Source organism: Flavobacterium sp. IB48, assembly GCF_016405855.1.
GTDB lineage: Bacteria > Bacteroidota > Bacteroidia > Flavobacteriales > Flavobacteriaceae > Flavobacterium > Flavobacterium ginsengisoli.
Genome location: NZ_JAEFCA010000006.1, coordinates 100774 through 116994 on the forward strand (window position 1 = coordinate 100774; position 16221 = coordinate 116994).

The 16221-nt window shown below is 33.5% G+C and carries 9 protein-coding genes; 5 read left to right on the forward strand and 4 right to left on the reverse strand.

Annotated features, from left to right (window positions below; genetic code table 11):
* Positions 1-25 precede the first annotated feature (25 nt).
* The gene (locus JC605_RS18175) at positions 26-562 is read left to right on the forward strand and encodes a DUF4136 domain-containing protein (RefSeq protein ID WP_198857555.1); all 537 of its coding nucleotides are present in this window, start codon (positions 26-28) and stop codon (positions 560-562) included.
* 274 nt (positions 563-836) lie between these two features.
* On the forward strand, positions 837-2081 hold the full coding sequence (ilvA, locus tag JC605_RS18180) for a threonine ammonia-lyase IlvA (RefSeq protein WP_198857556.1): 1245 nt from the start codon (positions 837-839) through the stop codon (positions 2079-2081).
* Positions 2082-2158: 77 nt separating this feature from the next.
* Here ilvA and JC605_RS18185 read toward each other — a convergent pair whose 3' ends face one another.
* On the reverse strand, positions 2159-4579 hold the full coding sequence (locus JC605_RS18185; RefSeq protein ID WP_198857557.1) for an RICIN domain-containing protein: 2421 nt from the start codon (positions 4577-4579) through the stop codon (positions 2159-2161).
* Positions 4580-4955: 376 nt separating this feature from the next.
* Between JC605_RS18185 and JC605_RS18190 the strand changes: the two genes are divergently transcribed.
* The 3 genes from JC605_RS18190 (at position 4956) to JC605_RS18200 (ending at position 7788) form a co-directional block, all read left to right on the forward strand.
* Positions 4956-5366 (forward strand): group III truncated hemoglobin, encoded by a 411-nt coding sequence (locus JC605_RS18190; protein ID WP_198857558.1) that lies wholly within the window; start codon positions 4956-4958, stop codon positions 5364-5366.
* A 77-nt stretch (positions 5367-5443) separates the two neighbouring features.
* Positions 5444-5884: a hypothetical protein gene (locus tag JC605_RS18195; RefSeq protein WP_198857559.1), complete on the forward strand. Its 441-nt coding sequence runs from the start codon at positions 5444-5446 to the stop codon at positions 5882-5884.
* Between the two features lie 137 nt (positions 5885-6021).
* Complete coding sequence (locus tag JC605_RS18200; RefSeq protein WP_198857560.1) at positions 6022-7788, forward strand: aromatic amino acid hydroxylase; 1767 nt, start codon at positions 6022-6024, stop codon at positions 7786-7788.
* Between the two features lie 179 nt (positions 7789-7967).
* Here JC605_RS18200 and JC605_RS18205 read toward each other — a convergent pair whose 3' ends face one another.
* From JC605_RS18205 to JC605_RS18215, 3 genes are all read right to left on the reverse strand, one after another.
* Positions 7968-8597 (reverse strand): DUF4230 domain-containing protein, encoded by a 630-nt coding sequence (locus tag JC605_RS18205; RefSeq protein ID WP_198857561.1) that lies wholly within the window; start codon positions 8595-8597, stop codon positions 7968-7970.
* 193 nt (positions 8598-8790) lie between these two features.
* Positions 8791-11106, reverse strand: coding sequence for a BamA/TamA family outer membrane protein (locus JC605_RS18210; protein ID WP_198857562.1), 2316 nt, complete (start codon positions 11104-11106; stop codon positions 8791-8793).
* Positions 11090-16201 (reverse strand): translocation/assembly module TamB, encoded by a 5112-nt coding sequence (locus tag JC605_RS18215; protein WP_198857563.1) that lies wholly within the window; start codon positions 16199-16201, stop codon positions 11090-11092. The genes JC605_RS18210 and JC605_RS18215 overlap by 17 nt, the downstream gene beginning before the upstream one ends.
* Between the last annotated feature and the right edge of the window lie 20 nt (positions 16202-16221).

Sequence of the window (16221 nt, forward strand, 5' to 3'; positions counted from 1 at the left end):
ATTGAGAACATTAATTCTTAGATATATGAAAACACTTAAGTTAATTCCGTTTTTGCTACTGCTAATACTTACTTCTTGCAGTACCGTGACTGTTTATTCTGATTATGACAAAACTGTCGATTTTACGCCTTATAAAACGTATGCCTACTTTAAGCCAGGAATTGACAAGGTTGAAATATCAGATTTAGACAAAAGAAGAATTTTACATGCTATTGACGATCAAATGCAAGCTAAAGGTTTTACCAAAAGCGACAATCCTGATTTGTTAATAAACATTTTTACTAAATCAAGAGAGCAAGTAGATGTAAACCAATTTACCGCTGGCTGGGGTTATGGCTGGGGCTGGGGTTGGAATCCTTATATGATGTACGGAGGACAGACTACTGTTTCTACTTCTACTGAAGGCACTTTATACATTGATTTAATCGATGCTAAAAGAAAAGAAATGGTATGGCAAGGTGAAGGAATTGGAACTTTGACAAGAAACATTGATAAAAAGGACGAAAAAATTGCTGAGTTTGTAGGCAAAATTTTAGCTCAATATCCGCCAGTAAAAAAATAATTATTTACATTTGCCTTTCAATCAGTAAAGAAAATGACAAACTTTAACAACATTATTATCGCTATTATTAGCATTATTGCAATTCAGCAATAATGGCGAGGTGCTATATAAGTTTGTAAAATATAATTTATAGAAACCTCCCAATTGGGAGGTTTTTTATTTTAAAAAAGATTTTAAATCGCCACGATTTACACAAATTAAAACGAATTATTTTTTTTCTAAAACAATAAAATTTGTGTCAATTCGTGTAATTCGTGGCAAAACAAAAAACATCATGAGTTTATTTAATGAAGTACTTAACGCAAAAAAGCAGCTTGAAAATGTAGTTGCTGCGACGCCTCTTACACAGAATTTAAATCTTTCAGACGAATTTGAATCGACTATTTTATTAAAAAGAGAAGATTTACAAATTGTTCGTTCATACAAAATTCGGGGCGCGTATAATAAGATTTCTTCGTTAAACGAAAAAGAAAAAGCAAACGGAATTGTATGCGCCAGTGCTGGAAATCATGCGCAAGGTGTTGCTTATTCGTGTAATTTGCTTCATATAAAAGGCAAAATTTACATGCCGAAAACTACTCCGAAACAAAAAGTAAAACAAGTACAATTATTTGGAAAATCGTTTGTTGAAATTGTTCTTACTGGAGATACTTTTGATGACGCTTATGCTTCTGCAACCGCAGACGCGATCAAAAATCATAAAACATTTATTCATCCTTTTGATGATGAAAAAGTAATCGCTGGACAAGGAACTGTGGGATTAGAAATTCTGGAAAGCTTTAAAGAACCTATCGATTACGTTTTTGTTCCAATCGGCGGCGGCGGATTGGCATCGGGATTGTCTGAAGTTTTTAAACACTTAAGTCCGCATACAAAAATCATTGGTGTTGAACCAAAAGGTGCTCCTTCGATGAAAACTTCCATCGAAGAAAACAAAAACACACCTCTAAAATCAATTGACAAATTTGTAGATGGTGCTGCCGTAAAACAAGTTGGCGACAAAACTTTTGAAATCTGCCGTTATAACTTGGAAGATATTATTCTAGTTCCAGAAGGAAAAGTATGCACCACAATTTTAAGATTGTATAATGAAGAAGCGATGGTTGTAGAACCAGCAGGCGCTTTGACGATAGCGGCTTTGGATTTTTATAAAGATAAAATTAAAGGCAAAAACGTAGTTTGTATTGTGAGCGGAAGTAACAATGACATCGAAAGGACTGCCGAAATAAAAGAACGCTCTTTGCTTTACGAAGGTTTAATGCATTATTTTATGATTCAGTTTCCACAGCGTCCCGGAGCTTTAAAAGAATTTGTCAATAATATTTTAGGCCCAGATGATGACATTACTTATTTTCAGTTTGCTAAGAAAAATAGCCGTGAAGTTGGTTCTGTTGTAGTTGGTTTAGAATTAAAAAACAAAAATGACATTATGCCAATTAAATTGAAAATGACCGAAAATGGCTTTGAGTTTCAATACCTGAATGACAATCAAGATTTGTTTACTCAACTAATTGGATAAAATAAAAACAAAGGCTGTCAGAGATTTGACAGCCTTTTCAGATTCAATACAAATTACTAATTAAATTATGAATGCAATTATTGCTTCAAGATTTTTTTCGAATACGAGCCTTTGCTATCACTAACTTTTACAACGTAAACACCTTTTGGTAATCGAGAAATTTCTACTGCAGCTTGATTTCCTTTTACAAAACTTACATTTTTCTTTAAAACCGGTTCTCCTGTTATATTAAAGATCTGTACTTCGCCACTTCCCTCATGATTGGTATCTATTTTTAAAGATTTATCTACTTCATCCACAAAAATCATCATATCGTTTGAGCTTGTATCCTCAACCGCAACAGTTTCTGCTACTAAAGCACTTTTTGCCGTTGCAGAAGTTTCAACTTGAACAAATTGCCATTGCTGATTTAAACCACCTGTATATGCCCAAACTTGAATGTTTGCTCCATTTGCTGTAGAAACATTTTCAACATCTAGAGATTTGCCGCTGTTTACGTTTATAATTTTGTAATATCCGGTTCCGAGACTTGTTACTGTCCATTTAAATTCATTTGAAGCTGAAAAACTTCTCTGCTGCACTTTTAACCCGTCTCCTGTTCCGTTATTTTCAACAGCCAAGTACATTCCTGTAGATTTTACGATAATATAATAATTGCCGCTTCCATCAGAAACAAATTTCCATCTTTGGTTGCTTCCTCCTCCATTCGTAATGTCATACTGCTGAATTCTGCTTCCGCTTGTTGTCGCATTATCTGCAACATCTAAACCTTTATTACTGTTTCTCGAAATAATATTGTAATATCCAGGAAATCCTGTTGAACCAGCCGTTACAGTAATTGCGCTTGTTGCTGTTTTAGCACCATCAACAGTCGTCGCAGTGATTGTTGCATTTCCTGCAGAAATTGCAGAAACCAATCCATTTGAATTTACAGTTGCAACAGATGTATTGCTTGAACTCCAGTTTACTGCAGTATTTGTAGCATTGCTAGGAGAAACTGTCGCTGTTAATTGTTGTGTTTGTCCTGTGGTTATTGTAGCTGAAGTTGGACTTATGCTAACTCCCGTAACCGCAACCGGATTTGATGTTCCCCAAGTAAAAGTAACCGCAGAAGATGCTGGAACTGCATAATTAAATGCTGATGATCCCGAAACTACTTTTATCGTATTTGATGATCCGCCTGAATTATAAATTACAAGTGCAGTTGAGCCGTCAGGGTTTTTAAATGCTACAGAAGAAATACTTCCGCTTGTGCTTGAAGAACCAATTCTAACTGCACCTGGTTTTACATATTTAGAAATCTGACCAATAATATAATACGCTACATTTTTAGTATAACTTGTACTATTATTAACCGTGATAGCGCCTAAACAAGTACTGCATCCTCCAGGAGTGCGAGGGCCTAAACTTGAATTATTTGCTGCATTCCATTCTAAAACTGTTTTAGACCAGTTATTTGTACTACCGATAACAACGTTTTGCATGTGCCAGCCAAAATCTCCGCTAAAGCTTCCGCCCGAACCAGTGTATTGTTCTGTAAAATAGACGTTTTTGTTGGTTTGAGTTTTTACTGTTGACATAGCAGAGATATTACCTAAATACAAGTGGAACGCCGCTCCATCAACATAAGAACTATTATTTAAAACATCGATTGGATATGCTGTATTATCGCAATTGTGATCAAAAGCAATAATTTTTATGTTTCCATAGCCCGCTGCCGCCATCTGTGGTCCAAGCTGTTGGTTGATAAAATTCTTTTGTTCTGTAGAATTCATCAGCATACTTGGTTCGTTGTTCGGATTTTCTGGTTCGTTTTGCGGTGTAATTGCCCAAATATTAATACCTTGGGCTTTCATAGCATCAAAGTATTTTACGAAATATTTCGCATAAGCTGCATAATATTGCGTTTGCAGAGAACCTCCAACCCAAGATCCATTGGTTTTCATCCAACGTGGCGCAGACCAAGGTGTTGCCAAGATTTTGATGTTGGGATTAATCAGTAAGATTTTTTTAATGATTGGAACCAAATAAGTCAAATCAGGTCCGTTCAAACTAAAATTGTTCATATTGGTATCTCCGGAAGTTTCGTTATAACTGTAAGAAGAACTGCTCAAATCTGAAGCTCCAATACTAATACGAACTACGCTTGCATTTAATCCTGTTGTTGGATTGTACAAATCATTCAACAATTGATTTTGCTGAGTTGCTGCCATTCCAGAAATAACTTCGCAACTTCCTTCAGTCAGAGTATAACCGAATCCGTCCATAGTTTGATAAGTTGTTCCCGCATTTACTGTTACGGTTGAAGGGTTTGTTCCTGAATTGGTTCCGAAACTTACAGTTGCCTGTTGCTGTAATAATTTAGTTTGATCTCCTGTAGTCATCCAAGGAGTTACCGTCTGAGCATTTAAGCTGTTCATGAATAAAAGCGACCCGCAACATAATAGTCTCAGCGCTTTACTTACCCGATCTGTAGGTGTTTGAGTAGTTTTGTGCATTCTTTTGTGGTTTTGGTTTGATAATTAGTTTTTTTCTTATTTATTCAGTTTTATTTTACTAAAACAGCACAATATTATGAGTATTTTTGCAATATTATCATTTTCAGTACTTTACAAATACACATCAAATAAAAAAAAATGATACAACAAAAACCAATCTATCACGTTTTTAAATTACTGAAAAACAATAATTTAAAACGTAAAAAATCATAAAAAACTTACTTATTAAAATCAAAATAACTCATCATAAAATATAAAATCTATACAATTCCTTACAAAATGTCGTTTTGCCAGTAAATAAAGAGCATATGACAATTATCAGGGAAGTAAAAGAAAGATATATTGTATTTTTGCAGTTTACTTAAAATACAATAAAATGACAGCTTTAAAGGATATTTCGACAATAGAAGACATTCAGCAAATGGTAAACAGCTTTTATGCTAATGTTCGAAAAGACGATTTAATTGGTCCAATCTTTAATGATAAACTGCAAGATCGTTGGGAACCACATTTACAGAAAATGTACAACTTTTGGCAGACAATTTTATTTGATGTTCGTGCTTATTCTGGAACGCCATTTCCTCCGCATAAACAATTACCTGTAGACAAAACACACTTTGACCGCTGGATTGCCATTTTTAACTCAACAATCGATTCGCAATTTGCTGGACCAATAACCGAAGAAGCTAAAATGCGCGCTACCAATATGGCTTTTATGTTTAGTCATAAAATTGAGTATTTCAGAAATGCTGAAAATGAAATGAAAAATGCGATAAAAAAATCTTAAAAAATTTCTTTCAAATAAAAAGCAGAACTTTATATTTGGATAAAATGAATTAAACCCAAATCTATATTCTTTTATTTATGAAAAAAGTAATTTTCTTTATCGCAATCTGCTTATCTCTTTTTAATCAAATTACAGCGCAAACAACAGCTTCTAATTTATACAAAGGAACTGTCGATGGAAAAACCCCGATTACGCTTTACATTCAGATATCAGAAAATCAATGTAATGCCGATTTAAGCTATGCGGCAATGTATCGCTACAATAAATCAAAAAATTGGATTCAAATTTACCCTACTCAAAACAAAAAGAAAGAAAATGAATTTGTTATGGTTGAACACAATTTCAGTGGTGTTTTAATTTTACAGAAAAGCGGAAATACTTTCACTGGTTTATGGATTAGTCCTGATGCTAAAAAACAATTGAAAGTAGATGTGAAAGAAACTCCAATGACCAAAAAAGAGATTGAAAACTATGAACAAACAATGGAAAGAGTAAGTTTCGACAATAACGATTGCTAAAATTCGATTTATTTCAGCTCTTTAAAAATCTACAAAAATGCAATAAAATTCAATTTCGAATAAAAATTTTATGATAGATGATAAAAAAACGAGTCGCAAATTCGTAATTTTACATTTTAATCTACATCGTTTTCGAAATGAATCCAAATATTGAAACTAATCCGTTATTAGAGCGATTGCCTAAACATTTACAGCAATTCATCAAACCTCAAGATTATAGTGATTATACTCCTATTAATCAGGCAGTTTGGCGATATGTTATGCGTAAAAATGTAGATTATCTTTCTAAAGTAGCGCATCATTCTTATTTGGAAGGCTTACGTAAAACAGGAATCGAAATTGATTCTATTCCGAGCATGTACGGCATGAACCGAATTCTAAGCGAAATTGGCTGGGCAGCAGTTGCTGTTGATGGATTTATTCCGCCAAATGCTTTTATGGAATTTCAGGCGTACAATGTTTTGGTTATTGCGTCAGACATTAGACAATTGGAACATATTGAATATACTCCTGCTCCAGATATTATTCACGAAGGTGCCGGCCACGCTCCTATTATTGCAAATCCCGAATATGCTGAATATTTGAGACGTTTTGGCGAAATTGGCTGTAAAGCAATTTCGTCTCACAAAGATTATCAAATGTATGAAGCGATTCGTCTGCTTTCTATTTTAAAAGAAGCCGAAGATACGCCTCAAGAAAAAATCGACGAAGCTGAAAAAGCGGTAGCCGATTTGCAAAACGATATGGGCGAATTATCTGAAATGGCTCAAATTAGAAACTTACACTGGTGGACTGTTGAATATGGTTTGATTGGAACGGTTGAAAACCCAAAAATATACGGTGCTGGATTGCTTTCTTCAATTGGTGAAAGCGCACATTGTATGACCGACAATGTGAAGAAAATACCTTATGATATTTCTGCTGCCAATCAGAACTTTGATATTACGCAATTACAACCACAACTTTATGTAACGCCAACTTTCTCTCATTTGAGTTTGATTTTGGAGGAATTTGCCAATAAAATGGCTCTACGAACTGGAGGTCTTTCTGGAATTCAAAAACTGATACAATCGAATGCTTTAGGAACAATCGAATTAAGTACAGGCTTACAAATCTCTGGAGTTTTCACAAATGTAATTGAAGAGGAAGGAAAACCCGTTTACATTCAGACTACAGGAAAAACGGCTCTTTCTTATCGCGAAAAAGAATTAGTCGGACATGGAACTTTAACACATCCTCACGGATTTGGAAGTCCGATTGGAAAACTAAAAGGTTTTAATCTGGCAATTGAAGATATGAGTCCGAAGGATTTGCAAGCTTACCGAATTGTAGAAAACGAAACGGTAAAATTGGAATTTGAAGGTAATATTATTGTTGAAGGTGAAATTATTACAGGTTCTAGAAATCTTCATGGAGAAATCATTTTAATCAGTTTTAGAAATTGCACCGTTACGCATGGAGAAACAGTTTTGTTTCAGCCTGAATGGGGTAATTATGATATGGCAATTGGTAAAAAAGTGATTTCGGCATTTTCAGGACCAGCCGATGTAAATAGTTTTGACTTAATTAATATTGTTCCGTCAACGAAAACCATAAAAGCAAAACATACTGATGAGCGTGATGAATTGGAGAATTTATACGCAACAGTTAGAGAAATCAGAACAAATAAAAGTTCTAAAAACGAATTAAAATCTGTTTTTGAAAAGCTTAAAAATAATCATTCAAACGACTGGTTATTGTCTGTTGAAATTGCTGAACTTTTAAATAATTCTGATGAAAAACAGCTTTTGCAGGAAGTTTTGGTTTATCTAGATCAATTGAAAGAAAAACGTCCTGAAATTGCACATTTAATTTCTGGAGGATTGGATTTAATTTTTGATAATTCTTTGCCACAAAGGCACTAAGACGCGAAGTTTTTTTTACTAAGTAAAAGTACCGTTTGTCATTTTGAGGAGAAATCTCCGCAAGTAACTCCACAACGAGAATCCAATCTTTGTCGAGCTTCTTGTGGAGATTTCTCCTTCGTCGAAATGACAAGATTGTGAAAGACAACCTCTGAACCTTTGCCTCTTTGAACCTTTACCTAAAGCTTCAAATCCTGAGTCAGCTCCGTTTCAGATTCAATAGTTTTCCCGTTATATTGCAGTTTCCAGCCCATTGAATTGGTCATGATTAAAATCTTAGATAATTCGCTTATCAATCGATTTTGAGCATTGGTTTTTAGGGTCGAGTTTTCAATTTTCTTAGCCAGATTGGCTTTTACCGATTTATTGATTTTATTGTAATCATCGCCTGTAAACGGATTCAGTTTGCTTTGCTCAACATCATAAAACTGAATATCTGGATTTATAGTAATTTCTTCTTTTGGAATATTTAAAATCGTAATGGTTTTGTTTTTTTCATCAATATCATATTTCATTTGATGTAAATCGTAAGCAACCGTTACGTTTGCATTGACTACAATGAGTGCTTTTTTCTCAAAAGAAATCATATCCATCAAATATTTCTGCTGATTTTTATAGGTAATCACTTCAGAGAAATGTCCTTCGGTTACAACCAATTTTCCAACGTTAAGAATCTGCTGCTGAATTAAATTGGTATTGTACTGAATATCTGAATCGTCTTCTTTTTTGAACTGGCAATATTTAAATCCCAGAACAATTATTAAAACGATAACTCCAACACCTATAATTCTTTTGATCAAGTTTTGCATTCCTCTAAAATATTTTAGACCAATTTACTCCTTTTTTTAGTTTTTTTTGCCACGAATTTCACTAATTACACTAATTTTTTGAAACGTTTAAATCTTAATTTCTTCAAATTTTAATTTGTAAAATTGAAAAACACAGAAGTGAAATTTGTGCTAATTCTTGATCCCGATAGCTATCGGGAGTGGCAAAAAAACTTTAGAAAGGATATCCAATTGCAATATTCAAAATCAGATTATCTTTTCTCCAAGAACTGTTTCCTAAATTAATATTATCTATCACCCATCTTTGTCCGTCTGGCAAAGCAGGATTTCGAAGCGGAATGGCTAAATCGGTTCTTAAAACCAAAAATGACAAATCGAAACGTAAACCAACTCCTGCTCCAACTGCAATTTCTTTCATAAAATCTTTTGAAATTTCTGCTCCAGGTTTATCAGGATCGGCATGTAAAAGCCAAATATTTCCGGCATCTACAAATACAGCGCCTCTTACAATGCTAAATAATTTAGCGCGATATTCTGTATTGAATTCCAGTTTTAAATCGGCTGATTGATCTGGCGTATAATTATCATTTGTGGTTGGCGGAATAACATAACTTCCTGGTCCTAAAGTTCTCGCTCTAAAAGCTCTAATACTATTCGTACCTCCTACTACAAACTGTTTGGATGCTGGGAGAGTTATCGAATTTCCGTACGCAAATCCAGCTCCAACAATCAATCTGCTGGCTAATTCGCTTTCTTTTCCAAGCTTTAGATAATGTCTAAAATCAGATCTGATTTTTACATATTGGCTAAACGGTACATCAAATATTGTCTTTACTTTGTTTGGATAGTCTGCTCCTATAACCAAACCCGTAATGTTTCCTGCCAAATCCAATTCACCATTAAAATAGATCGTATTCTTTTTACGTTTTTGCATCGTGTTGGTGTACGTATAGTTATAGGTCGGACCAAAAATTAATTGTTTCTCAATCACCTTTCCTAATGCGGGATCATCTTCTATATCAGCCAAATATTCTGGTGTAACATGATTCGGACTTACATATGTAACATCAATCACATTCAGTTGATGTTCTTTACGAATGTTCTCTTTCCACATATATCCAAAAGAAGTGTTGAAAGAGTTTAAAGCATAAAGTTGTGTTCTTTTTTGGTATTCGTAACGTAGCGTTGCCTTAGTTCTAGGTACATATTCGCTATTTCCTTCAATATTAAAAGGCGTTATAAATCTTGGCCAAGTTAAACTTACTTCACCTCCGAGTTTATAAATATTCTTTCCTTTGTTTGTTCCACCAAGCTGAAAATCGGCTCCTCCAAAAACAGAAGCGGTAAACAATTCTGCTCCTCTCAAAAAATTTCGATTATTCCAATTTAAGTTTAATTCTGTACCAGTGTAACTCGCAGAATTGGTTTTACCGATAACTTCTACACGAATAAATTTTTTAGGCAAAAGCGTTAGAAAGTAATAGGAATCTAATGCATTCGGAATAGAATCCGACGGCTTAAATTCGTTCTTTACAAAACTAAATGTTCCCAGATTAACAAATCGGTTTAAAGTCAAATTATGATCTTTTCGATTGTAAACATCTCCTTTTTTGAAATAAATCGTACGATCGTAAATTCTTGGTTTGAAAGTTTCTGTCGTATCAATTATCGTAAGATCTTTATATTGTGTCATGTTTCTTTTTCGATAAACCGCACTATCATTCGTTAGAGAATAATTTGGATACACAAAAATCTTATCAATTTTATAAGTGGTTAAAGCTTTTACTGGCGTATCGTCTTTTATAACCAATCTAATTCTTACTTCGTGATCTCCTTTGCTGCTGTCTACTTTGGCCAAAATATAATCTGGATTAAAATAGAAATAGCCTTTCTCTTTCAGTCTTGCATCGATTCTTTCTCTTTCTGCTTTAATAACATCCAAATCATAAGGCGCACCTACTTTAAGCAAACTTCTTCTGCTGCTTTTTGCAATAATCTTTGACATTTTTAAAGAATCGTCTGGAAATATCACGCTTTTTATAATGTATTGCTGTCTTGGCGTAACGATATACTCTGCCGTAACTCTTTTGTTTCGAACAGTCGAATCGGCACTTACACGGGTTTTAAAATAACCTCTGTTTTCAGTAAAATTTCTAAGGACAGAAGCATTATAATCTAAATCTACCTGACTGAAAAGTACTGGCGGTTCTCCGACTTTATTTCTTAACCAATATCTTGTTCCTTTATCTTTTTTAGGTTCGCCAGCAAGATTATATATTAATAATTTTGGACGCAAGCCAAAGATTTGCTTGTTTGGTTTTGGGCGCAACAAACCTTCGAGTTCCTTTTCTAATGCTTTTCGATTTTTCTTTTTCATAATCGAATCTTTTATCGTCACGGAACCTCCTGTATAAAGCAAATCGCCCTCTGGAAGGTATTTTGTATTACTGCATCCTACAACAAAAAATAAGGAAAGCAGTGCAATACACTTTATATAAAATGGGTTTATATGATTATGTTTTCTGCTCATTTCCTTCAATTATTTTTTCGTCTTCGTTCTCCTGCAATTTTTCTTTTTCCTTCTGTTCTTTCTTTTTCTGTTTTTCTCTTTCCTTACGGACTTTATCTTCTTTTATCAATTCCTTTTCTTTTTCTGTACGATGGAAAAGTTCTCTAAATTTATTGTAACTCATCGTGATAACAAACGCAACACCAGTTTCAATTACCTGACCTTCTACAGCAACCTGATATTGGTTTTTACGATAGGCACGAATCATATAACGGCCATCTTTTGTCAATTGATAATCTAATGCAACATCGCCAGCAATGTTGGTTGTTTCTTCGTTGGCGCGTTCCTGTCCTTCTACTCCAAAACTGCTTCCAACAGTAACTTTCAAACGATCGTCTAGTAATTTTTTAGAAACTTCGACATTCAAATCGGTTCTGTTTTGCATGGTTCCTGTTGTGTAATCTTCTGTCGATTCTAAGTCAAAATTCACTTCAAAACCTGTGATAAGATCTCCTGCCAGATTATTTAATTGCTGCGAAAGAATTTTACTTACACTTTGTCTAGCAAAAGATTCTGCATTTGTACCGCCACTTTCGCTAGAAAACGGATTTTCGCCCACAAATCGGTTTAATAATAAAAGAGCAAAAACCTGTTTATTCAATTCCGCTGGATCTTGCTCTAATTGTTTCAGTTTTGTTTGTGTCATTTCTACAACATCTGTAGAAACATTATAATTCCCTTCTGGAAGCACAATTCCGAATGAGATTTCTGGTTTCAGCAATTCTCCATTCATTTTCAATAAAGTTTGAAATGGAAGTTTTTGTTTATAGGTATTTTGTACCGCTTGCGATTCTCCTTTTAATTGATTTCCTAATAAATCAATTGGCGCTGTATTTACTTTATAAATGGCTGTAATATTTAAAGTTGCCATTGTTGGCTCACCATTCCAAGTGATAAAACTTCCTTGCTGAATATCGAACTTTCTTTTTATTCCGTTGAAATTCATCTGATAAGAACCGTCTGAGAATTCATATTTTCCAGTCAAAGTTGTTTTTCCAGATTGATCAATTCCTCCCACTAATTCTGCTTCACCTTTCAAATTCAAATAATCTCCATTCGACTTATCAATCAGCAGCGTCAATTCTGCTTCTTTATCAATCGAAATAGCAACATTCACGTCCATTCCTTTCAATTCCGATTGATTCAGTTTATTCTGCATATCAACCGTTTGTTTGAGATAGGCATTATCTTCATCAACAAATTCTACAATTCCTTCTCGATCTGCAATTGACGGATCAGACTGAGGCATTACCACTGTAAATTTGGTTTCTTTGTTAATTTTAAGCGTTCCATCTACAATTGGACTATCCAAATTTCCTTTAATGTTTAGTTTTGTATCTAAAAACAAATCGCCATAAAACAGATCGTTGTCTTTTGCTTTTGAATGAATTGCTCTAAAATCATCTGCTTCTACAACCAAATTAAAATTGTATTTAACGAAATCTGGAGACTGAATGGTTCCGTTTACGTATAATTCATTGTCATTTTCGTCGAAAAGAGAGAATTTATCAAATGAAATCGTTTCATTGCTGAAAGTGATTTTTTCGTTTTTAGTTTTAAAATAAGAATTCAATTGCGTTACTCTAAAACCAGCATCATTAAAGTTCAATTCGCCATTAATTTTGGGAGCCGAAGTATTTCCAGTCAAATTAAAATTTCCAGATAAAAAGCCTTGTCCTTCGGTAATATTTCCCATACTGAAACCTTGAATGCTTTTAATGTACAGTTTGTTAATTATAACATCAAAATCAAAACTTCCAGCATCTAATTGATAATCTCCTGTTAGTTTGAGATCATTTCCTTCATCGCTTAGCGTTACATTTGCGGCAAGCGTATTGGCAGTTTTATTGTCAACTTTTATTTCTAAATCACCAACTTTTGATCCTTTAAAAGTAAAATCATCAATTTTTAAATCTGATGTAAAAGTTGGATTGGTCATTACATTTTCAACCAAAGCATTTCCGTTTATCAAACCTTGCATTAACAGTTCGTCTTTTTTGACCATATTCATAATGGTCTCAATTTTGAAGTTTACAAAATCGACTTGTAGCGGCGCATTATCCTGATTTCCTTGCGATTGTACTTTTAATTCATTTCCATTATTATTCAAATTGAATTTATTGACATATAATCTTTTTTCTCCAATTTCAATTGCATTTTCTGGATCGACATTCCATTTATCATAATTCAAAATGAAGTTTTCAGCATCCAGTTTTACTATATTTTTAGAATCTTCTGCTTTAAATTCGCCCGCAATAAAATACTGCTGTTTTTGTTTTGCATCTTGAACTTCGAGCGCATAAGTCAAAATATTATTTTGAACTTGTCCGCTTAGACTTGTAAACGGAATTTTTAAAGAACCGCTTTCAATTGTAGCAACAGAAACCGAATATTCTAAAGCATTTTCTTTTGCTTCAATATTGATTTTCCCGTCAGAAATGGTGTTGTTTGCGTAAACAATTCTCGGAATCGTTCCTTTTACTTCCAACGAATCAGTCTGATTATTGTATTTTCCATTAATCGTAAAAGGCTCTAAACCTGTCAGTTTTGGCAATAATTTAAAAAGCACCGGATCATTATCTACCTTCAGCATAAATGCCAATCTTTGCTCATCTGATTCTGCATTGACTTTCGGATTTTTAAGATCTATATATTTCGATAATGATTTTTGAACTGAATTTGCTAAAGTTGTCAGTTTGTATTTTCCAGTTACTTCTGCTTTTAGAAATTGAGATGAAATTTTAATTGAATTGCTGTCTTTGTCTGCGAAAGCAAAAACGCGAATCGAATCTAATACGATTGGCTCAACATCTTGCAAAATCTGAATATTGGATAAAAACACTTTTCCGTTAAGAAAATCAGGATTACTATTGGTAATATCGGCATCGACATTTCCACGAAGTTTCATTGGTCCTGCATGGAGATTCAATTTTTCTAAATCGGCAATATCTAAATTCAGTTTTAATTTTACAGTTGGATATTTGTCTTTTGTATCTCCACTTGCGGTCAAATTAAAATTCAGATTCGGATCTTTCATTCCAGATTTTACGGCAAAAGACCCATTTTCTATATTTCCTTTTAAAGCTAAATCTCTATAAGTGTATCGATTAAAAACCGCTTTCTGTACTAAACCATCAATCGCTGCATTTGCGGTTTTAGGATCTAAACCATTTCCTTTAACTTTCGCTTTAAGCGTAATTTTTCCGATCGAATCATTTTTAATTAATCGGCCTAAATCAAATTCCTGCAGAGAAACATCTGCATCGTATTTTTCTTTATTCTTAATTCGCTGATCAAAAAGAGCGTCTACTTTTGCATTTCCAAAACTGCTGTTTAAAGCCAAATTGGTTTTGAAATTCTGCACCGAACCTTTAAATTTTCCTTGTAAACTTAGTTGCGAAGGCAATTGAATGTTTTTCGGAATTGTTCCCGCAGGCACAAACATATTGATGTCTTTTGAAGTACTCGAAATCTTTTTGATATTGAGATCGTAATAGGCTTTTTGAGCATCAGGAAGTCCGGCAATTTTCCCCGAAAGAGAAACTTTTGTAGAACCTATTCCACTCATTTCAAATTTCGAAATAGTCAAATCTTTTACTTTTCCACTCACACGGCTGTCTACGTACAAAATCGCATTTGGATTACTTTTAAACGGATTTGTTTGCTGCAAATCTGGAACGAACAGTAAAATGTCTTTAAAACCAATTTTTGATTGTTTTAAATTGGCATCAATAGCAAGATTTCCTAAATCTTTTTGAAGCGATTCTAACGATTTATATTGTGCTATAACTTTATCTTGAACGAGTGTTTGTGGCGTTTTTAAATATAGATTTTCTAAAGAAGCATTTTTTGGACCGTAAAAGAAGTCTGTTTTTAAAGCTTGAATTTGCAAACCGCTTTTTTCGTTGACAGTCAATGTTTGTATATTTCCAGAAATAGTATCATTTCCGTAATACAATTTCTCGGCTTTAAAATTGAATTTACTCAAATCTAAATGTGCGTAATTTAAACCTTTTGTTTTCGGTTTTGACTGCATATCATCAAACTTGAAAGCTATATTTTCTAAATTGGTCTCGTTTAGTTTTACTTTCCAACCTGCTTGTTTTATTGCCGTCGTATCTAAATTGGGAGTTTGAATTTGTTTATCTTTTGTACCTAATCTTAGATTTCCGCTAAGATTTTTTACTTCGAAAGTATCAAAATCTAAAAGCTGTTTGTTCAGATCGATTTCGTTTACGGCAAGATTTAAATTTCCTAAACGAATACCTGAATTTAATTTGGAATCTTTATTATCGTATAAAATATCGATCTTAGACAAAGTTATTTTATCCAATTTCAATTTAAAATCTGGACGTTTTGAAACGGTATCAACAGTTTTAACAGAAACCTCTGCAATTTTCTCCACAACATCTTGATCTAAAACTACTTTAAGTCCGTTTAAATTAATATTCGGAATATTAAAATCCATTTGATCTAAATCGAATTTCTTGAATTTAGTGTCAAAATGAGTCAGATTTACTCGAATGTCATTTTTAGAAAAATCATCTTTAAAATTAAATTTAACTTGATCGAGATTTACTTTTACAACAGAGACTTTGAAAGGTTTTGCATTTGGATCTTCAACTTTTGGTTCTTTAGACTCGAATGCTTTTATAATGTAGTCGAAATTAAAAACACCTTCTTTATTTCTTGAAATATTAGCTTTTACATTTTCTAATGAAACCGAATTGATTTCCAGTTCGCTGCTTACCAATTTAAAAAGATCAACATCAACTTCTAATCGTTTACCTGCCAGTAAAGTGTCTTTTTTTTGATCTTCAAAATAGAAACCTTCTAGCACTACATCTTTCGGGAATTTGATTAAGATTTTATCTAATGAAACTTTGGTTTTTATCTTGCCCTGAAGATATGTTATTGCTTTATCCTTAACGAAATTTTGAACTGATGGAACTTGAATTAAAATAATGAGAAGCAATAAAAGTGCAACTATAGAAACCACGCACCATAATAGTACACGAAGTATTTTTTTTAGAAAATGTTTCGGTTTCTTATTCATACGTCAATAAAATCTTTTAG

Coding starts and splice junctions, on each gene's coding strand:
- JC605_RS18185 (WP_198857557.1), bottom strand. CDS start 4,579: ATGCACAAAACTACTCAAACACCTACAGATCGGGTAAGTAAAGCGCTG.
- JC605_RS18200 (WP_198857560.1), top strand. CDS start 6,022: ATGAATCCAAATATTGAAACTAATCCGTTATTAGAGCGATTGCCTAAA.
- JC605_RS18210 (WP_198857562.1), bottom strand. CDS start 11,106: ATGAGCAGAAAACATAATCATATAAACCCATTTTATATAAAGTGTATT.
- JC605_RS18205 (WP_198857561.1), bottom strand. CDS start 8,597: ATGCAAAACTTGATCAAAAGAATTATAGGTGTTGGAGTTATCGTTTTA.
- ilvA (WP_198857556.1), top strand. CDS start 837: ATGAGTTTATTTAATGAAGTACTTAACGCAAAAAAGCAGCTTGAAAAT.
- JC605_RS18175 (WP_198857555.1), top strand. CDS start 26: ATGAAAACACTTAAGTTAATTCCGTTTTTGCTACTGCTAATACTTACT.
- JC605_RS18190 (WP_198857558.1), top strand. CDS start 4,956: ATGACAGCTTTAAAGGATATTTCGACAATAGAAGACATTCAGCAAATG.
- JC605_RS18215 (WP_198857563.1), bottom strand. CDS start 16,201: ATGAATAAGAAACCGAAACATTTTCTAAAAAAAATACTTCGTGTACTA.
- JC605_RS18195 (WP_198857559.1), top strand. CDS start 5,444: ATGAAAAAAGTAATTTTCTTTATCGCAATCTGCTTATCTCTTTTTAAT.